The organism is Nocardioides guangzhouensis (assembly GCF_004519545.1).
Lineage (GTDB): Bacteria > Actinomycetota > Actinomycetes > Propionibacteriales > Nocardioidaceae > Nocardioides > Nocardioides guangzhouensis.
This window is the reverse complement of sequence record NZ_SDKM01000045.1, coordinates 15,010-32,506: the sequence shown is the minus strand read 5'-3', so window position 1 is coordinate 32,506 and position 17,497 is coordinate 15,010. Positions and strand designations below refer to the sequence as shown.

At 72.1% G+C, this 17,497-nt stretch carries 18 protein-coding genes and 1 tRNA gene; 13 read left to right on the top strand and 6 right to left on the bottom strand.

From position 1 onward, the window contains the following. Positions 1-712 (bottom strand): NAD-dependent malic enzyme (locus EKO23_RS21570; RefSeq protein WP_134720546.1); only part of this gene is annotated, 712 nt, incomplete at its 3' end. 146 nt (positions 713-858) lie between these two features. Between EKO23_RS21570 and EKO23_RS21565 the strand changes: the two genes are divergently transcribed. The 6 genes from EKO23_RS21565 to EKO23_RS21540 all read left to right on the top strand — a co-directional run bounded on the left by EKO23_RS21565 (position 859) and on the right by EKO23_RS21540 (position 6,968). Continuing rightward, on the top strand, positions 859-1,416 hold the full coding sequence (locus EKO23_RS21565) for a TetR family transcriptional regulator (protein ID WP_134720545.1): 558 nt from the start codon (positions 859-861) through the stop codon (positions 1,414-1,416). 70 nt (positions 1,417-1,486) lie between these two features. Next, positions 1,487-3,829 carry an MMPL family transporter gene (locus EKO23_RS21560; RefSeq protein WP_134720544.1) on the top strand — a complete coding sequence of 781 codons (2,343 nt, stop codon included), beginning with the start codon at positions 1,487-1,489 and terminating at the stop codon, positions 3,827-3,829. Positions 3,830-3,950: 121 nt separating this feature from the next. Continuing rightward, entirely contained in the window at positions 3,951-4,733 is a 783-nt protein-coding gene (locus EKO23_RS21555) for an esterase/lipase family protein (RefSeq protein ID WP_134720543.1), read from the top strand. A 120-nt stretch (positions 4,734-4,853) separates the two neighbouring features. After that, positions 4,854-6,122, top strand: a complete 1,269-nt coding sequence (sqr, locus tag EKO23_RS21550; protein WP_134720542.1) for a type III sulfide quinone reductase, selenoprotein subtype — start codon at positions 4,854-4,856, stop codon at positions 6,120-6,122. Between the two features lies 1 nt (position 6,123). Then, on the top strand, positions 6,124-6,438 hold the full coding sequence (locus EKO23_RS21545; protein ID WP_134720541.1) for a TusE/DsrC/DsvC family sulfur relay protein: 315 nt from the start codon (positions 6,124-6,126) through the stop codon (positions 6,436-6,438). Positions 6,439-6,458: 20 nt separating this feature from the next. Then, positions 6,459-6,968, top strand: a complete 510-nt coding sequence (locus EKO23_RS21540) for a DsrE/DsrF/DrsH-like family protein (RefSeq protein ID WP_134720540.1) — start codon at positions 6,459-6,461, stop codon at positions 6,966-6,968. 12 nt (positions 6,969-6,980) lie between these two features. Here EKO23_RS21540 and EKO23_RS21535 read toward each other — a convergent pair whose 3' ends face one another. Continuing rightward, positions 6,981-8,228 (bottom strand): MFS transporter, encoded by a 1,248-nt coding sequence (locus EKO23_RS21535; RefSeq protein WP_134720539.1) that lies wholly within the window; start codon positions 8,226-8,228, stop codon positions 6,981-6,983. Between the two features lie 19 nt (positions 8,229-8,247). Then, positions 8,248-9,450 carry a type III PLP-dependent enzyme gene (locus tag EKO23_RS21530; RefSeq protein WP_134720538.1) on the bottom strand — a complete coding sequence of 401 codons (1,203 nt, stop codon included), beginning with the start codon at positions 9,448-9,450 and terminating at the stop codon, positions 8,248-8,250. Between the two features lie 271 nt (positions 9,451-9,721). Between EKO23_RS21530 and EKO23_RS21525 the strand changes: the two genes are divergently transcribed. After that, positions 9,722-10,222 (top strand): hypothetical protein, encoded by a 501-nt coding sequence (locus EKO23_RS21525; protein ID WP_134720537.1) that lies wholly within the window; start codon positions 9,722-9,724, stop codon positions 10,220-10,222. A 117-nt stretch (positions 10,223-10,339) separates the two neighbouring features. Here the strand turns inward: EKO23_RS21525 and EKO23_RS21520 are convergent, their stop codons facing one another. Continuing rightward, positions 10,340-10,681: a TfoX/Sxy family protein gene (locus tag EKO23_RS21520; protein WP_134720536.1), complete on the bottom strand. Its 342-nt coding sequence runs from the start codon at positions 10,679-10,681 to the stop codon at positions 10,340-10,342. A 40-nt stretch (positions 10,682-10,721) separates the two neighbouring features. Continuing rightward, entirely contained in the window at positions 10,722-11,291 is a 570-nt protein-coding gene (locus EKO23_RS21515; protein WP_134720535.1) for an LOG family protein, read from the bottom strand. 127 nt (positions 11,292-11,418) lie between these two features. Here EKO23_RS21515 and EKO23_RS21510 point away from each other — a divergent pair, with 127 nt between their 5' ends. Together EKO23_RS21510 and EKO23_RS21505 are read left to right on the top strand one after the other, a co-directional pair. After that, on the top strand, positions 11,419-11,925 hold the full coding sequence (locus EKO23_RS21510; RefSeq protein ID WP_134720534.1) for a SigE family RNA polymerase sigma factor: 507 nt from the start codon (positions 11,419-11,421) through the stop codon (positions 11,923-11,925). After that, the gene (locus EKO23_RS21505; protein ID WP_134720533.1) at positions 11,922-13,199 is read left to right on the top strand and encodes a hypothetical protein; all 1,278 of its coding nucleotides are present in this window, start codon (positions 11,922-11,924) and stop codon (positions 13,197-13,199) included. Before EKO23_RS21510 ends, EKO23_RS21505 begins: the two co-directional genes overlap by 4 nt. A 53-nt stretch (positions 13,200-13,252) precedes the next feature. On the opposite strand, the gene EKO23_RS21500 is transcribed toward EKO23_RS21505, so the two are convergent. Beyond that, a tRNA-Leu gene (locus EKO23_RS21500) sits at positions 13,253-13,336 on the bottom strand. A gap of 191 nt (positions 13,337-13,527) precedes the next feature. Here EKO23_RS21500 and EKO23_RS21495 point away from each other — a divergent pair. Genes EKO23_RS21495 through EKO23_RS21480 form a run of 4 tightly spaced genes read left to right on the top strand, consistent with a single transcriptional unit; the run spans position 13,528 to position 17,463 of the window. Next, on the top strand, positions 13,528-14,253 hold the full coding sequence (locus EKO23_RS21495; RefSeq protein WP_134720532.1) for an FHA domain-containing protein: 726 nt from the start codon (positions 13,528-13,530) through the stop codon (positions 14,251-14,253). Then, on the top strand, positions 14,250-14,738 hold the full coding sequence (locus EKO23_RS21490) for an FHA domain-containing protein FhaB/FipA (RefSeq protein ID WP_134720531.1): 489 nt from the start codon (positions 14,250-14,252) through the stop codon (positions 14,736-14,738). Before EKO23_RS21495 ends, EKO23_RS21490 begins: the two co-directional genes overlap by 4 nt. 3 nt (positions 14,739-14,741) lie before the next feature. Then, the gene (locus tag EKO23_RS21485; protein WP_134720530.1) at positions 14,742-16,037 is read left to right on the top strand and encodes a PP2C family protein-serine/threonine phosphatase; all 1,296 of its coding nucleotides are present in this window, start codon (positions 14,742-14,744) and stop codon (positions 16,035-16,037) included. 7 nt (positions 16,038-16,044) lie between these two features. Continuing rightward, on the top strand, positions 16,045-17,463 hold the full coding sequence (locus tag EKO23_RS21480) for an FtsW/RodA/SpoVE family cell cycle protein (RefSeq protein WP_134720529.1): 1,419 nt from the start codon (positions 16,045-16,047) through the stop codon (positions 17,461-17,463). The last annotated feature ends 34 nt before the right edge of the window (positions 17,464-17,497 follow it).

Here is a 17,497-nt window from a genome sequence, read left to right as displayed (position 1 = left end):
GCTGGTCGTCGTGGAAGACCGGGATGTCGAGAGACTTGCGCAGCCTGGCCTCGATCTCGAAGCAGCGCGGGGCGGCGATGTCCTCGAGATTGATGCCGCCGAACCCGGGGGCGATCATCTCGACGGCCTTGACGATCTCGTCGGTGTCCTGGGTGGCCAGGCAGATCGGCCAGGCGTTGATGTTGGCGAACCGCTTGAACAGGGCGGCCTTGCCCTCCATCACCGGGAGCGCGGCGCCGGGGCCGATGTTGCCGAGGCCGAGCACCGCCGAGCCGTCGGTGACCACGGCGACGCTGTTGCCCTTGATCGTCAGCCGGGGGACGTCGGCAGGGTTCGCGGCCAGCGCGGAGGAGACCCGCCCGACGCCCGGGGTGTAGGCCATCGACAGGTCGTCGCGGTTCTTCAGCGGCACCTTGGAGGTGACCTCGATCTTGCCGCCGATGTGCAGCAGGAAGGTGCGGTCGGAGACCTTGTGCACCTCGACGCCCCTGATCTCCTCGACGCAGGCGACCAGCTGGTGGCTGTGCTCCTCGTTGGCCGCGGAGCAGGTGACGTCGACGACCAGGCGGTCGTGGCGCGACTCCGCCATGTCGATCGCGGTGACGATGCCGCCGGCCTCGGAGATCTTCGTGGCCACGGCTCCGATGACCCCGTGGTCGGGCGCGGTGTAGAGGCGCATGGTGATCGAGTACGACGACGGGGTGGCTGCCATGGCACCAACCTTTCTCCGTGCGCGTGGTTACGCACAAGTCACCTACGGCCACAACGACCACAACGACCCCGTCCGCCGATTTGCACTACGTTCGCCAGAGTGCAAAACTGCACTCTGTGACGGAAAGTGCAATCGCATCGCGGAAGGTGGACACCGCCCACCGGATCACCGTGTGCGCCCAGCGGCTGACCGACGAGCGCGGGTTCGACGGCTTCACCATGGACGACCTGGCCGAGGCCGCGGGCGTCTCGCGGCGGACCCTGTTCAACTACTTCCCCAGCAAGGTCGACGCCGTGCTCGGCCACGGCCCCGAGGTCGACGAGGACGTCGTCCAGGAGTTCCGGGACCGCGGCCCCACCGGCGACCTGGTCGAGGACATCGGCGCGCTGATCTCCCGGATCCTCACCGTCAAGGGGTTCGACCGCGACGAGGCCGAGGTGGCCCGGCGCGTGATCCGGTCGACCCCCCGGCTGCACGCCGCGGCGCACGACCGGTTCGAGTCGATCACCCGCGACTTCACCGCGCTGCTGCAGGAGCGGGAGGGGACGGGGTTCTCCGAGGAGCGCGGCCGGATCCTGCTGATGATCGTGGTCGCGCTGCACGACGTGGTGCTCGACCAGGTCCTCGCCGACCCGGCCGGCCGGCTCTCGATGGGCGAGGCGTACGTCGACGCGCTCCGCACCGCTCGCGACCTCCTGTCCTGACCGACAGCACCGACCCGCCGCACCGACCCAGACCAGATCACACTCATCTCACGGGGAGACACGAACACCCATGGCACGCCTGCTCTACCGCATCGGCACGACCGCCTACCGGCGCTGGCCGCTGTTCCTGACCGGCTGGCTGGTCGCGATGGTCGCCGTCGGCGCCGTCGCCGCGACCATGTCCAGGCCGATGACCGATGCCTTCTCCATCCCGGGCATCCCCTCCGAGAAGGCCGCCGACCTCCAGGCCGAGCTGTTCCCGGAGTCAACCGACGCCTTCGACCAGGCGACGGTGACCGTCGTCGTCGCCGCGCCCGACGGGCACACCCTCGCGGAGCCGACGTACTCCGACGCCGTCGACGACCTGATCGCCGACCTCGAGGACGGCCCGCAGATGCCGGCCGACACCCCGCTCGCCAACCCGGCCGTGGCCTGGCCCGAGCAACAGAAGGGCATGGTCGACCAGGCCGTCGAGGGCGGTACGCCGCGCGACCAGGCCGTCGCCGACGCCGAGGCCGTGTCCTCGCTGAGCAAGGACGGCCGGGTCGGCACCATCACCTGGAGCTTCGACGTCGACACCGTCGCCGACGTGCAGCCGGCCACCCAGGACGCCGTCAACGACGCCCTGGCGACGGCCCGCGACGCCGGCATCACTGCCGAGGCGAACGGCGCCGGCATGAGCAGCATGGCGCCGCCCGGGGGCGCCTCCGAGCTGATCGGCATCGCGATCGCGCTGCTCGTGCTGGTGCTCACCTTCGGCTCGCTGGTCGCGGCCGGCCTGCCGATCCTCACCGCGATCTTCGGGGTCGCGCTCGGCATGACCGGCATCACCGCGATGACCGCGTTCATGGACATCGGGTCCAGCACCCCGATGCTGGCCACGATGATCGGCCTGGCTGTCGGCATCGACTACGCGCTGTTCATCCTGGCCCGCTACCGCAACGAGCTCGAGCACACCGGAGACCGCTCCGAGGCGGTCGGTATCGCGGTCGGCACCGCCGGTTCGGCGGTGGTCTTCGCCGGCCTCACCGTCCTCATCGCGCTGGCCGCGCTCTCCGTGGTCGGCATCCCGTTCCTGACCGCGATGGGCCTCGCGGCCGCCGCCACCGTGCTGATCGCGGTGCTGGTCGCGCTCACCCTGCTGCCGGCGGTGCTCGGGATGACGAAGTCGAAGGCGTTCGGCGGCCGGGTCCGGAAGCACCTCCCGAAGCGCGACGAGCGCGGCCGGATCCGCAACAACGGCACCCGCTGGGCCAGCCTGGTCGGTCGCCGCCCGGTCGCCGTCGTGCTGCTCGTCGTGGTCGCGCTGGGCGCGCTGGCGGTACCGCTGAAGGACCTGCACCTCGCGTTCCCCACCGACAGCACCGCCGCCGCGGACACCACGCAGCGCAAGGGCTCCGACCTGATCGCCGACGCGTTCGGCGCGGGCCGCGACGCCCCGATGCTGGTCGTCGTCGACGGCCGTGACCTGCCCGCCGACGACCGCGCCGCGGCGTATGGCGAGGTGGCGGCGTGGGCGGCCGACCAGCCGGACGTCCGCAACGCGCAGGTCGTCGGCGCCAACGAGGACCAGAGCGGCGCGCAGATCATGGTGACCCCGCGCACCGGCCCGGACGAGACCGCCACCGAGGACCTGCTCACCGCGCTCCGCGACGGGCAGGCCGGGATCGAGGCCGACACCGGCACCACCATCGGCGTCACCGGCCTCACCGCGATCACCACCGACGTCTCCGAGCGGCTCAGCGACGCGCTGCCGATCTACCTCGCCGTGGTCATCGGGCTGGCGTTCCTCCTGCTGATGCTGGTGTTTCGCTCGATCCTGGTGCCGCTCACCGCCACCCTGGGCTTCCTGCTCTCGGTGCTGGCCACGCTCGGCGCGACCGTCGCGGTCTTCCAGGAGGGCGCTCTCGGGATCATGGAGGGCCAGCCGATCGTGAGCTTCATGCCGATCTTCCTGATCGGCGTGGTCTTCGGGCTCGCGATGGACTACCAGGTCTTCCTGGTCACCCGGATCCGCGAGGCGCACGTGCACGGGGCGTCGCCGCGCGAGGCCGTCGTCGACGGCTTCCGCAACAGCGCCCGGGTGGTGGCCGCCGCCGCGGTGATCATGACCGCCGTGTTCGCGGCGTTCATGCTCCAGGACGAGCCGATCATCAAGTCGATGGGCTTCGCGCTCGCGGTCGCGGTCGTGTTCGACGCGTTCGTGGTGCGGATGACGCTGATCCCGGCGGTGATGTACCTCCTCGGCGAGAAGGCCTGGTGGCTGCCCCGCTGGCTCGACCGGCTGTTGCCGAACGTCGACGTCGAGGGCGAGTCGCTGGAGCGACCGCACCTGGCGACGGCGTACGGCGACCGGCCGGAGGGTCAGGACGACCCGGACGACGAGCGCGAGCTGCAGCCCGCCGGGGCCTGACCTCGCAGGAGCGCTCCCCGGGGCACGCCACCGACTACGGTTGGTGGCGTGCCCCAGGCCTGCCGGAACCCCGGGATCCTCGCCGCCGTACGACCCGCGGAACCGGAGGACTGAGCGACCCGTGCCCGAGACCCTCGCGCCGGCGCCGCGACGCCTGTTCCTGGGCGTGGCCGTCGCCGTGGCGCTGGCCCTGGTCGCCGTCCTGGCGGCCGTGTTCCTGGGCGGCGAACCCGACGTCCAGCCGGTCGACCAGGGGCGCGCCGGCCCGGTCCTGCTGGTGCCCGGGTACGGCGGCAACACGGCGTCGCTCGAGGTCCTCGCCGCCACCCTCCGCGCCCACGGCCGGGAGGCCGAGATCGTGCCCGCGCCCGGCGACGGCCGCGGCAACCTGCGCGGGCACGCGATGCTGCTCGCGGCCGCCGCCGCCCGCTCGATCGCCGGGGGCGCGCCCTCGGTCGACGTGGTCGGCTTCTCGGCCGGCGGGATCGTGGCCCGGATCTGGGTGTCGGAGCTCGGCGGTGACGGCCAGGCCCGCCGGATCGTCACCGTCGGCTCCCCGCACCACGGCACCGACCTCACCCACGGCACCGCGCGTCCGTGCCCGATCGGCTGCCGGCAGCTGATGGCCGGCAGCGACCTCCTCGACGGTCTCAACCGTGGCGACGAGACCCCCCGGGGACCGCGGTGGATCTCGCTGTGGACCGAGGACGACCGCACCGTGGTGCCGCCCACCTCGGCACGGCTCGAGGGCGCGCTGGCGTTCTCGGTCCAGTCGGTCTGCCCCGGCCTGCACGTCTCCCACTCCGGCCTGCCGCGAGCTCCCGAGGTGGCAGCGATCGTCGAGCACGAGCTGGCCGCCCCCGACCCGGACCTGCCCGGTCCCGGGGTCTGCACGACGTCCTGACCCGCCGGATGGCGCGCTCGCGGCCGGACGTCGTACGACAGGACCTTCGTCCTCCGGCCGGGGACGACACGCCCTGTGGGCCGCCGGTCGTGAGCAGTTGACTCGAGGTGGGAGGTCACCATGAAGGAGCTCGTGATCCTCGGCGGCGGGACCGCCGGGACGATGGTCGCCAACAAGCTCGTCAGGCGCCTGAACCGGCACGGTTGGCGGGTGACCGTGGTCGACCGCGACAACCGGCACGTCTACCAGCCCGGCCTGCTGTTCGTCCCGTTCGGCGACGCCGAGCCGGCCCGGCTCGTGCGCCCACGCGTCCAGCAGCTCGACCGCGGCGTCCGGTTCATCAGCGGCGGCATCGAACGCGTCAACACCGAGGAGAGCACGGTATCCCTCGACTGGGGCCTGGCCCTGCCCTACGACCAGCTCGTGATCGCCACCGGCACCAGCCCGCGCCCCTCCGAGGTCCCGGGCATGGACGGGCCGCTGTGGCAGGAGAGCGTCTTCGACTTCTACACCCTGGACGGGGCGACCGCGCTGCGCGACCGGCTGGCCACCTTCGAGGAGGGCCGCCTGGTCGTGCACGTCACCGACCTCCCGATCAAGTGCCCGGTGGCTCCGCTGGAGTTCACGTTCCTCGTCGACGCCTGGCTCCGGCACCGGGGCCTGCGTGACCGGGTCGAGCTGGTCTACGTGACGCCACTCCCCGGCGCCTTCACCAAGCCGGTCGCCTCCGAGCGGCTCGGGCACCTGCTCGAGGAGCGCGGCATCCTGGTCGAGCCGGACTTCCTGGTGGAGCATGTCGACAACGACGCCCGGATGCTCGTGTCGTACGACGAGCGCGAGGTGCCCTTCGACCTCCTCGTCACCGTGCCCCTCAACATGGGCGCGGACTTCGTCGCCCGGTCCGGTCTCGGCGACGAGCTCAACCACGTCCCGGTCGACCGGCACACGTTCCTGGCGAAGGGGTACGACGACATCTTCGCGATCGGTGACGCCAACGACATCCCGACCTCCAAGGCCGGGTCGGTCGCCCACTTCTCGGTCGACGTGTTCGTCGACAACTTCCTCGACCACATCGCAGGCAGGCCGATGACCCGCTCCTTCGACGGGCACGCCAACTGCTTCGTCGAGAGCGGCGACGGCAAGGCGATGCTGATCGACTTCAACTACGACGTCGAGCCGCTGCCGGGCAGCTTCCCGGTCCCCGGGATCGGCCCGCTGCGCCTGCTGGAGGAGACGCATACCAACCACCTGGGCAAGAAGGCCTTCGAGTGGGTCTACTGGCACGTCCTGCTGCCGGGCCACCCGATCCCGCTGCCCGCCCACCTGTCCATGGCCGGCAAGCACCGGGTGCCCGCCGGATCCCCACCGTCCGAGAAGCAGGAGGCGTGACATGACCGTCACCACCATCGCCGACCGTTCGATCCACGTCGACGCGGAAGGGTTCCTCACCGAGTACGACGAGTGGGACGAGGAGCTTGCCGACACCCTCGCCGCCCAGATCGGCATCGAGCTCACCGACGAGCACCGGGCGCTGCTGCGCTACCTGCGGGTGGACTTCGCGGACCAGGGTGAGACCGCGACGCTGCGCCGGGTCTCCGCGCAGACCGGCACCCCGGTCAAGCGGCTGTTCGAGCTCTTCCCGGCCAAGCCGGCCAAGAAGATGGCGTACGTCGCGGGCCTGCCCAAGCCCCGCGGCTGCGTGTGAGCACGAGGAAGGAGGACGCGATGACCACCCAGCAGACCGCACCCCTGGTGCCCGACTTCGGCGCGGACGGCTCCGGTCGCAAGCTCGCGATCATCTGCTCCAAGGGCAACCTCGACATGGCCTACCCCGGGCTGGTGCTGGCGAACGCGGCACTCGGCGAGGGCGTCGAGGTGCACATGTTCTTCACGTTCTGGGGCTTCGACATGATCAACAAGAAGACGATGGGCAACCTGAAGTTCACCCCGATCGGCAACACGGCGACGCACATGCCGCAGGGCCTCGGCGGCCTCCCCGGCATGACCCACCTGGCCACCAGCCAGATGAAGAAGGCGATCGCGGAGCTCGACGTGCCGGAGGTCCCGGAGTTCCTCCAGCAGGTCGTGGACTCCGGCGGTCACCTGTGGGCGTGCCGGATGTCGGCGGACATGCAGCACCTGACCGAGGAGAACCTCTACGACGAGGTCGAGGGGATCATCTCGGCGGCGGACTTCATCGAGCTCACCGAGGGCGCCCAGGTGATCTTCATCTGAGGCGCTGACGGACTACCGGAGCGCGCTGCGCGCGACCCCCGGCCGTGAGGTGGCCGCCGCGTCCCCCAGGAGGCGGGGCGCGGGCACGGCCGGGGGCACGGACGCCGCGGCGCGCTCCGGTGCTGCCTGCGGCCCCCGCACCAGCAGGGCGGACCCGGCGGCCAGCACGGCCGCGGCCAGCACCAGGCTGCGCGGTCCCACCGCCGTGGCCAGGATCGGCGCCAGCAGCGAGCCCGCCATGGCCGCCGCGACCATCGCGGTGTCGGTGACGCCCAGCACCGAGGCCCGCACCTCGTCGGGTGCCGCCTCCTGGATGACCCCGGTGGCGGCCGACTCGACCTGCACGGCCGCGGCGGCGACCACCGCGAGCGGGAGCACCGCCCACGCGAGCCCTGCGCTCGGCACCACGAGCAGCAGGCAGCCGGCCAGCAGCAGCATGCCCGTACGGGCCCGTGCCCGGTCCTCGCTGCCGATCCGGACCAGCAGCGGTCCGGCCAGGGCGCCGAACCCGAGCACCCCGCTGGCCAGCCCGTACGCCGTACCGCCGGCGCCCCAGGACTCCTCAGCCAGCGGCAGCAGGGCGATCGCCACCGCGGCCAGCACCGCGTTCACACCGGAGACCACGCCGATCGCGCCGAGCAGGGCGGGGCTACGTCGCAGCGTTCCCGCGAGCCCGGGAACCGCCGCGGCGCCGGGCTCCCCACGGCCCGGCGCCGCCAGCGTGATCCCCCCGAACAGCGCCGCTGCTGCCGCCACCCCCAGGAGCGACAGGACCGGCACCAGCGGCTGGAGCGACGGGGCGAGCAGCAACCCACCCAGCGCCGGCCCCACGACGAACGACGCGACCTCGACGGTCACGAGCAGGTTGGTCGCCCGGTGGGCGTCCTCCCGGGCGGCGTCCGGCATCGCGGCGGCGAGCGCCGGGTAGGCCGGGGTGGCCACGGCGACGGCGACCGCCGCGGCCACCACGGCCCCGAGCACCTGGCCGGCGAGAAGCAGCAGCGCCATCGCGGCCAGGGCGAGCAGGCGGGACCCCAGCGTGCCCAGCACGATCAGGTGCCGGGGGTAGCGGTCGGCGAGCCGGCCCACCGCCCACGAGAACAGCACGTACGGCGCCATCCGGGCGGCGCCGGCCAGCCCCAGCGCCGCGGCGCTGTGGGTCTGCTCCCACACCAGCAGCAGGAGCAGCGGCCAGGGCAGCGACATAGCGGTGGCCGCGAGCGCGTGGCTCGCGAGCAGCCGTCGCACGGACCCGGTCACGGGGCCGCTCCCGGGGCGTTCATCCGTCCACCAGGACGGTGGCCAGCGGCGCGAACCCGTTGAAGCCGACGGTGGAGTAGCAGGTGGTGTAGGCGCCAGCGGAGCGCAGCACGACACGGTCGCCCTCGGCGAGCGCGAGCGGGAGCTGCACGGGCTGCTTCTCGTAGAGGACGTCCGCGCTGTCGCAGGTCGGCCCGGCCAGCACGCACGGCCCGGTGGGCCCGCCGTCGGCGCTGGTGCTGATCCGGTAGCGGATCGCCTCGTCCAGCGTCTCCACCATGCCGGTGAAGACGCCGGCGTCGAGGTAGACCCAGCGGGTGTCCCCGCGGCGCAGCACGCCGACCACGCTCGCCACCACCCGGCCCGCGTCACCGGCCACGGACCGGCCCGGCTCGACCAGGGTGTGCGGCCGAGGGAGGTCGGCCCGGTCGAAGCTGCGGCGGAGCGCGGTCTCGATCGCCGCGCCGTACGCCGCGAGCGGGAGGGCGCCGCCCTCGAGGTGGGCCGGGAAGCCGCCGCCGAGGTCGAGCGTGTCGAGCACGATGCCGTGCTCGCGCAGCAGGCCGAACACCCGGGCCGCGGCGGCGATCGGTGACGCCCAGGCCTGGGGGTCGCGCTGCTGCGAACCCACGTGGAAGGAGATCCCGGCCGGGCGCAGGCCAAGGCCGGCGGCCAGCGCCAGCACCTCGATCGCCTGGGGCGCCGAGCAGCCGTACTTCCGCGACAACGGCCAGTCCGACCCGCTGCCGGACGTGACGATGCGGCACAGCACCCGGCTCCCGGGCGCGCTCTCCGCGAGCTTGATCGCCTCCTCGGGGGAGTCGACCACGAACAGGCCGACGCCGAGGGCGGCGCACTCGGCGAGCGCGTCGCGCCGCGCCACCGGGTTGGAGTGCACGAGGTCGGCCGGGTCGGCGCCGACCGCGAGACAGGCACGGACCTCGGTCGGCCCGGCCACGTCGAAGCGGCAGCCGGCCGTGGTCAGGGCACCGAGGAGGGCGGGGTGCGGGTTGGCCTTGACCGCGTAGTGCACCGCGGTACCGGGCAGCGCGGCGGCCAGCCGTCGGAAGCGCCGTACGGCGGCGGCCGGGGCCAGCTCGAGGTACGGCGTCGCGCGCGGCGAGGCGTCGGTCGGATCACCGGCGCGGGCCGGCGCCCCGGCCACGTCCCGTCGGAGCGGGGCGGGGACAGGGGGCGATGCCGGGCCGGCAAGAAGGGTCATGCCGGGGAAGAGGGTCGCGGCGGGAGGGTGATACATCCGGATCGCGCGGCCCACCAGCGAGTCGCCCTCTCATGAGCAGTGCTTCCGAAATCACCCCTGCACTGGGGTACCGCATGCCGCAGCCCGCCACTCCGCAAGGGGGTCTAGGTAGGTGACGAGTGCGGGCCAACTTCCCCCGAGAGGCCTTGCGGGTCCCCTTTGAGAAGGAGGAATGTCCACTATCTCGGGCGGCCCATTGTGGGGGGCCGCCCACACACATAGGGGATCAGCGATGAGGACACTTTTGAAGCTGGCGGTCACGGCCGTCGCGCTCGCCCTGACGGGCCTTGCGGTACCTGCGCACGCGATGACCTACACCCAGGGTGCGTACAGCCAGACCACGTTCGGCTTCTCCTGCGACGACGGCGACGACGCCGCCGACGGCGGGACGATCTACGTCACGGTGACAGGCCGGGAGAAGCGCCCGTCCGACAAGCACTTCCGCACGTTCCGGGTCAAGACCTACCTGATCGCCCAGGAGAAGACCTACAACGGCACGTGGGTCGACGTCGCCTCGACGAAGGCAGCCGTGGGCAAGCGCGGACGCATGGTCAACGTGGGTGCCTACAACATCTCGGCCTACCAGTGGAACGGCATCAAGGCTCCCGAGCTGGCGCTCGCCGTCGGCGGCAACGACGACCTGTTCCGGGCCAAGGTGGTCACGAAGGTCTACGACGACGAGTGGGTGAACATCGCCACGCTCACGACCTACGAGGGACAGTGCCGACTGTGACCTCACCCCACACCGGCTCGGGCGGGTGAGGACCCGGAGCGCCCCCGGACCCCGGTCCGGGGGCGTTCCTCGGTCCTGAGCGGGTGCGGCCCCGGTGCCTCTGGCACCGGGGCCGGCTCACGTGGGCGGCTTCGGCGGGAGCGTCCGGACGTGCTCCACGCCGATCGCCACCCAGCGCCGCAGGTCCTCGTCGGAGGCGACGCCGTCGGCGTCTACCCTCAGCCAGCCGTCCATCGCCTTGCCGCGCATCTCGAACGGACCGGCGTGCGGCTCGGCCGCCAGGTCGCCGGTGCGCTCCGGCGGCACCCGCAGCAGCAGGCCGCCCTGGCTGCTCGCGGCGACCGCCATGTTGCCCTCGAGCATGAACCCGAGGCCCCCGAACATCTTCTTCTCGGTCAGCCCCGGCTCGCCCGCCAGCTCGCCGCGGACCCGCTGCGCCAGCCCCTCGTCGTACGCCATGCCCTGATCGTGGCACCGGCGACCGACAGGGTCACGACCGTCACCCTCGGGACCGCGACCAGCGCGCCTCCGGCGGCTGGTGCTCCTCGACGTAGGCGAGCAGCGTCGCCGCCGCGTCGACCACGCCGAGGGCGTCGAGCCGGTCCTGCCCGAGGTAGCCATGGGCGACCATGTCACCGAGCTGCGTGAGCAGGGGACGGTAGAACCCGTGGGGGTCCACCAGGGCGGTGGGCTTGGCGTGCAGCCCGAGCTGGGCCCAGGTGAAGACCTCGAACAGCTCCTCCAGCGTCCCGATCCCGCCGGGCAGCGCCACGAACCCGTCCGCGAGCTCGGCCATCCGCGCCTTGCGGGTGTGCATGTCCTCGACGATCTCCAGCCGGGTCAGCCCGTCGTGCGCCACCTCACGGTCGACGAGGTGCTGCGGCATGACGCCGATCACCTCGCCCCCCGCGGCCAGGGCGGCGTCCGCGACCACGCCCATCAGCCCGACGTGCGCCCCGCCGTACACGATCCCGACGCCGGCCTCCGCGAGCTCCCGCCCGAACGTGGCCGCGTGCTCGCGGTGCTCCGCGGCTCCCGCGGCCGACCCGGTGAAGACGGCGATGCGCATGCAGTGCTCCTTGCTCGAGGGGGCGATCGCACGCTACCGGTCAGGGAAGGGTGTCGATCGCCCCACCCGTGCCCGGGGATTTCTGCGTTACAGGACTGACAGCGTCGCGGACGAGGAGAGTGGTCCCATGGACCGGGAGGTCGAGCTCAGGGAGTTCGTCTCGGCACGCGGTGCCGCGCTCTCCAGGGCGGCCTACCTGCTGACCGGCGACCACCAGGCAGCCGAGGACCTGGTGCAGGAAACCTACGTGGTCCTGGTCCGGCGCTGGCAGAAGTCCGGCCAGGTGGACCCCGAGGCCTACGTCCGAAGGATCCTCTACACCCGGTTCGTGGACGGCTGGAGACGGCGGCGGCTCCGGGAGCTGCCCTGGGCCTCACCCCCCGACACTGCTGGTGCCGACGAGGCGGGCACGGCCACCGACCGGCTCACGCTGGCGAGTGCGTTGGCCCGGCTGACGCCGCGACAGCGCGCCGTCCTGGTGCTGCGGTTCTACGAGGACCTCACCGAGCAGCAGGCCGCGGCCGCGCTCGGCGTCAGCCCGAACACGGTGAAGTCGCAGGCCCGGGTCGCGCTCCAGCGGTTGCGTGAGCTGGCCCCCGACGCGGTGGCCCCGTTCGAAGGAGTGGAGTCATGAGCGGCCTGCACGAGGCCTTCGACGCGATCGTGGCGGACGTCCCGGTGTACGGCGACCTCGACCGCGCCATCCAGGAGGCCGAGCGCGACCGCCGTCACCGTCACGGCGCGGTGGTCGGTCTCGCTGCGGCTGCAGCGGTGCTGGCCGTGGTCGCCGGGATCGTGGCGGCCTCGCGCGACACCGACACGGCACCGCCCGTCACGCCCAGCCCGACGCCGGTCACACCCAGTCCGGCGCCGGCGAAGTCGCAGTCACCCGAGACCTGGGTCGACACCGCGGTCGCCCCGCGCGACGGATACGGGTGGGACGTCCCGGATCCCCTGGAGGGGGCCCGGGATGCATGGTCTGCGGTCGCGGCTGATCACCTCGACCCGACGGGAGCACACCTCAAGGTCTTCGAGAGCTCCGCCTTCGGAGCCACGTTCGAACGACCGGTCGAGGGTTCGATCTACCCCGCCTACGCACGTGTCGGGTTGATCGTCGACCGCAGTGGCCTCGATCCGCTCGACGGGTGCCGCTACCTCCTCGAGGGGCCGACACCCTCCAACGGGACGGAGTCGTGCAACGACGAGCGGTTCACGGGGCCGCACGGCGAGCGGGCCAGGATCGCCCGTTACGGGCGGCGGTGCGGCGCGTTCGACGGGCCGGCGTCGGCGTACGTGACCTGCGGCGACTACAAGGTGGCGGTCGCGGTCGAGCGACCCGACGGCCTGGTCGGCTACGTCGTGGTGGATGGCCGGGGCATGCCCGACGTCAACCCGTTCAGTCCGGCTTCCCTGGCCGCCGCGGCCGCCGACCCGCGACTCACCCTTCCCGAGACGGCGTTCGCCGTCCCGTCGGACCAGGCCGTCGTGGCGGTGGTGGAGGGCCACTTCCCGCGGTACCGCAGCGACCGTCGGGCGCCTTCCGCAACGGGTCACCCGGGGTATGCGCAGACGTGGGGACGTCTCGGACGCGTGGTCCTCAGCGTGCAGGTGTCCCCCGCGGGAGAGGCGCCGGCATGCGGGCGCAGCTCGCTCGTCGACTGCGTCGAACGTCGCGTGTACGGCGCGGACGACCCGACCACGGTGTTCGTCGGTGCCTGGGGCGATGAGGACTGGGCGGACTGTTGCCCGCGGAACTCCCGGGCCGACAGCCGCGTGTTCGTGTACGTCGGGTCGCGACACACCGTGGTCGTCACGGAGTCCCGGGTCGTGAAGGAGGGCGAGGCGCGGCTCAGCGCGGAGCTGGACCAGCGCCTGATCGACCTCGCGCTCGACCCTCGTCTGCAGTAGGTGCCGGAAATGGACGAAGCCCCGGATCCGGGACCCGGGGCCAGTCACTCACGTGCGCGAGGGGGGAGTTGAACCCCCACGTCCTTTCGGACACACGGACCTGAACCGTGCGCGTCTGCCTATTCCGCCACTCGCGCGTGAAGCGGGGTCAGGCTATCCCAGTGGTCAGGATTCGCCCAAACCGCGGGGCACACGAGACGGTGGACGACCCGGGCCCCGATACGATCGCCAGAGCCGGACCGGGGTGCGGCCCGCTGTCGGCCTGCCCGGCAGGACCGACCTCGGCCGAGACGCGACCCGGCCACGACAGAGCAGAGAGGAGGCGCGCGTGGGTGGACTCCAGAACTTCGAGAACCGTCTGGAGCAGATGATCTCGGGTGTCTTCGCACGTGCGTTCCGCAGCGCCGTCCAGCCGGTGGAGATCTCCGCCGCGCTGCAGCGCGAGCTCGACAACAACGCGCAGATCCTGAGCCGCGAGCGCCGACTGGTCCCCAACAACTTCCACGTGGAGCTGAGCGCGACCGACCTCGAGCGCCTCGCACCGTACGACAACGCCCTCGCCCGGGAGATGACCGAGCAGCTGCGCGACCACGCCGAGCAGCAGAGCTACGTCTTCCCCGGCCCGGTGAAGATCTCCTTCGACGCGGCCGAGGACCTGACCACCGGCCGGTTCCGGGTGCGCAGCGCCGCCCAGGCCAAGGTCACCACCAACGCCACGGACACGATGTACGGCCGGGCCCGGGTGTTCGTCGAGGTCAACGGCGCCCGGCACCCGCTCAACCCGCCCGGCCTGGTGGTCGGCCGTGGCACCGACGCCGACCTCCGGATCAACGACCCCGGGATCAGCCGGCGCCACGTCGAGTTCCGCCTCCAGCTCGGCCGTCCCCAGGACGGCGGCGTGCTCACGCTCAGCGTGCACGACCTCGGCTCGACCAACGGCATGATCGTCGACGGCACCCGGGTCCGCGAGGCCCCGCTGAACGCCGGCTCCACGATCCGGATCGGCAACACGTCCATGACCGTGGTCCTGGTGGACGAGGAGCCCCACGGATGAGCGAGCTGACCCTCTTCCTGATCCGGTTCGCCTACCTCGCGATCCTGTGGATCTTCGTGCTCTCGGCCATCTCGGTGATCCGCACCGACATGTTCGGCGCCCGCATGCCCAGCGGCGCGACCCCACCGCGCGCCGAGCGGCGCAAGGCGAGCAAGACCGGCAAGGCCGCCAAGGCCCCGGCCCGCCGCCGCGGCAGCCCGACCCACGTCGCCGTCATCGAGGGCGCCAACGCCGGTGAGCGCGCCGACCTCGCCCACGGCACCATCCTCATCGGCCGTGGCCCCGACGCCCAGATCCGGCTCGACGACGACTACGTCTCGACCCGGCACGCACGCATCGCGAGCGCCGAGGACCAGTGGTTCGTCGAGGACCTCGGCTCCACCAACGGCACGTACGTCGGATCTGCCCGGATCAACCAGCCCACCACGCTGTCCCTGGGCAGCCAGGTGCGCATCGGCAAGACGGTCCTCGAGCTCAGGAAGTAACGGATGACGGACACCCCCGACGCCACCCCACTGAGCCTCCGGTTCGCGGGGATCTCCGACGTCGGCCGCGTGCGGAAGGACAACCAGGACTCCGGGTACGCCGGCCCCTGGGTGCTCACGGTCTGCGACGGCGTGGGCGGTGCCGCCCGCGGCGACATCGCGTCGAGCACCGCGGTCCAGCAGCTGCGCAAGCTCGACGTCCGACCCACCGACGACCTCCTCGCGCTGGTCGCCGGGGCAGTGCACCGCGCTCACGACCGGATCGGCGAGCTGGTCGAGGAGGACCCCGCCCTCAACGGCACCAGCACCACGCTCACGGTCGCCCTGTTCGACGGCTCCCGGGTCGCGCTCGGCCACATCGGCGACAGCCGCGCCTACCTCCACCGCAACGGCACGCTCACCCAGCTGACCAAGGACCACACGTTCGTCCAGTCGCTGATCGACGAGGGCCGGATCACCGAGGAGGAGTCGCGGTTCCACCCGCACCGCAACCTGATCCTCAAGGCCGTCGACGGCATCCACGAGGCCGAGCCGGACCTGTTCTTCGTCGACCTCGCGCCCGGCGACCGGCTGTTCCTCTGCTCCGACGGTGCCTGCGGCGTCCTCGACGACGACCGCATGTCCGACATCCTCGGCAGCGGCACCCCCGACTACGCCGCGGTCGAGATGGTCCGCGCCAGCCTCGAGGCCGGCAGCAGCGACAACGTCACCTGCGTCGTCGCGGACGTCGTCGAGGGTGAGCTCGAGGAGCCGCTGGAGCCGCTGCTGCTCGGCGCCGCCGCCGAGCTCCCGCGCCGCAACCGGGGCGGCGTGGCGCACATGTTCCGGGGGCACCGCAGCGGCGACACCGGTGAGATGGAGCCGGTGCCGGACGAGGTCCCCTACGCGATCACGACCGATCCGATCGACCCCGAGGTGGCCCGCTACGCACCGCGGGCGCCGCGCCGCTTCGTCTGGCTCAAGCGGCTCGCGGCCCTGGCGATCGTGGCCGGCCTGGTCTGGGTCGGCGCCGCCGCGGCGTACTCCTGGAGCCAGGACCAGTACTACGTCTCCGAGCACGACGGCAACGTCACGATCTTCCGTGGCGTCGACGCCAACCTGCCCGGCGTCACGCTCCACCACCCCTACGAGGAGTCGTCGATCGAGCTGGACAACCTCAGCAACTACGACGCCGGCCAGGTCCGGCAGGGCATCGAGGCCAACAGCCTCGAGGACGCCCGCCGGACGGTCGACAACCTCGCCGCCAACCGCGAGTCCTCCTCGGCCGACACCACGACGGCCACCGACTCGGGTGCCTGAGGCCGCCATGTCCCAGAAGTCAGCACCTCCCCACAGCTTCCTCGGCTTCGTCCACCGGCGCCGCCGAGGGGCCGAGATGTTCCTGCTCGTGCTCGCCCTGGTGGTCGGCATCGGCGCCTACGCCGCGGTCGGCCTCGGGGTCGAGGGCAGCGTCCCCGCCGACCTGGTCGCGTACGGCGGCTGGCTGGCGGTCCTGATAATCGCCTGCCACGTGGTGGTCCGCTGGGTCGCGCCGTACGCCGACCCCGTGCTGCTGCCGGTCGTGGCCGCGCTCAACGGCCTGGGCCTGGCGGTGATCCACCGCCTCGACCTGGCCTACGAGGCGGCCGGCCGCACGCAGCACGAGTTCGCCCGCCAGCAGCTGATCTGGATGACGCTCGGCGTGCTGCTGTTCATCGCCACCCTGGTCGTGCTCCGCGACCACCGGGTCCTGCAGCGCTTCACCTACACCACCGGGCTGGCCGCGATCGCCCTGCTCCTGCTGCCGATGTTGCCGGGCATCGGCCGCACCGTGAACGGCGCCCGGATCTGGATCCACCTGGGGCCGTTCAGCTTCCAGCCCGGCGAGATCGCCAAGGTGCTGCTGGTGATCGCCTTCGCCGGCTACCTCGTCCTGCACCGCGACGCGCTGGCGCTGGCCGGCCGCCGGGTGCTCTTCATCGACCTGCCCCGCGGCCGCGACCTCGGCCCGATCCTGGTGATGTGGCTGATCAGCCTCGCGATCCTGGTCTTCCAGCGCGACCTCGGATCGTCGCTGCTGTTCTTCGGCATCTTCCTGACCATGCTCTACATCGCCACCGAACGACCGGGCTGGCTGGTCGTCGGTGGCGGGCTGTTCTTCGTCGGAGCGTTCCTCGGCTACCAGTTCTTCAGCCACGTCCAGTCCCGCGTGAACATCTGGCTCGACCCGATGCGGTACTACTACGACTCGCCCGGCAGCGGACAGATCGTGGAGTCGATGTTCGGGATGGCGTGGGGCGGGCTGCTCGGCCGCGGCTTCGGCAACGGCTCCCCGCAGCGGATCCCCTACGCCGAGTCCGACTTCATCATCGGTGCCATCGGTGAGGAGCTCGGTCTCACCGCGGTGATGGCGGTCATCGTCTGCTACGGCCTCATCGTCGAGCGCGGCCTCCGCGCGGCGCTGGTGTGCCGCGACGGCTTCGGCAAGCTGATCGCGGCCGGCCTGGCCTTCGTGCTGACCCTCCAGGTGTTCGTCGTGGTCGGTGGCGTCACCAAGCTGATCCCGCTCACCGGCCTGACCACGCCGTTCCTGTCGTACGGCGGCTCGTCCCTCGTCGCGAACTGGGTGATCATCGCGTTGCTCCTCCGCATCTCCGACCAGGCCCGCCGCCCGGTGCCGGACCTCTCCGGCCAGGGGGAGCTGGGCGACGACGACAGCGAGGCCACCCAGGTGGTGAAGCTGTGATCCACCCCACGAGACCACTCGCTTCGCTCGCGCT

Excerpts from the sequence above, each read along its gene's own strand:
- EKO23_RS21560 (WP_134720544.1), top strand. The coding sequence starts at position 1,487 with ATGGCACGCCTGCTCTACCGCATCGGCACGACCGCCTACCGGCGCTGG.
- sqr (WP_134720542.1), top strand. The coding sequence starts at position 4,854 with ATGAAGGAGCTCGTGATCCTCGGCGGCGGGACCGCCGGGACGATGGTC.
- EKO23_RS21545 (WP_134720541.1), top strand. The coding sequence starts at position 6,124 with ATGACCGTCACCACCATCGCCGACCGTTCGATCCACGTCGACGCGGAA.
- EKO23_RS21540 (WP_134720540.1), top strand. The coding sequence starts at position 6,459 with ATGACCACCCAGCAGACCGCACCCCTGGTGCCCGACTTCGGCGCGGAC.
- EKO23_RS21530 (WP_134720538.1), bottom strand. The coding sequence starts at position 9,450 with ATGACCCTTCTTGCCGGCCCGGCATCGCCCCCTGTCCCCGCCCCGCTC.
- EKO23_RS21525 (WP_134720537.1), top strand. The coding sequence starts at position 9,722 with ATGAGGACACTTTTGAAGCTGGCGGTCACGGCCGTCGCGCTCGCCCTG.
- EKO23_RS21520 (WP_134720536.1), bottom strand. The coding sequence starts at position 10,681 with ATGGCGTACGACGAGGGGCTGGCGCAGCGGGTCCGCGGCGAGCTGGCG.
- EKO23_RS21515 (WP_134720535.1), bottom strand. The coding sequence starts at position 11,291 with ATGCGCATCGCCGTCTTCACCGGGTCGGCCGCGGGAGCCGCGGAGCAC.
- EKO23_RS21510 (WP_134720534.1), top strand. The coding sequence starts at position 11,419 with ATGGACCGGGAGGTCGAGCTCAGGGAGTTCGTCTCGGCACGCGGTGCC.
- EKO23_RS21505 (WP_134720533.1), top strand. The coding sequence starts at position 11,922 with ATGAGCGGCCTGCACGAGGCCTTCGACGCGATCGTGGCGGACGTCCCG.
- EKO23_RS21490 (WP_134720531.1), top strand. The coding sequence starts at position 14,250 with ATGAGCGAGCTGACCCTCTTCCTGATCCGGTTCGCCTACCTCGCGATC.
- EKO23_RS21485 (WP_134720530.1), top strand. The coding sequence starts at position 14,742 with ATGACGGACACCCCCGACGCCACCCCACTGAGCCTCCGGTTCGCGGGG.
- EKO23_RS21480 (WP_134720529.1), top strand. The coding sequence starts at position 16,045 with ATGTCCCAGAAGTCAGCACCTCCCCACAGCTTCCTCGGCTTCGTCCAC.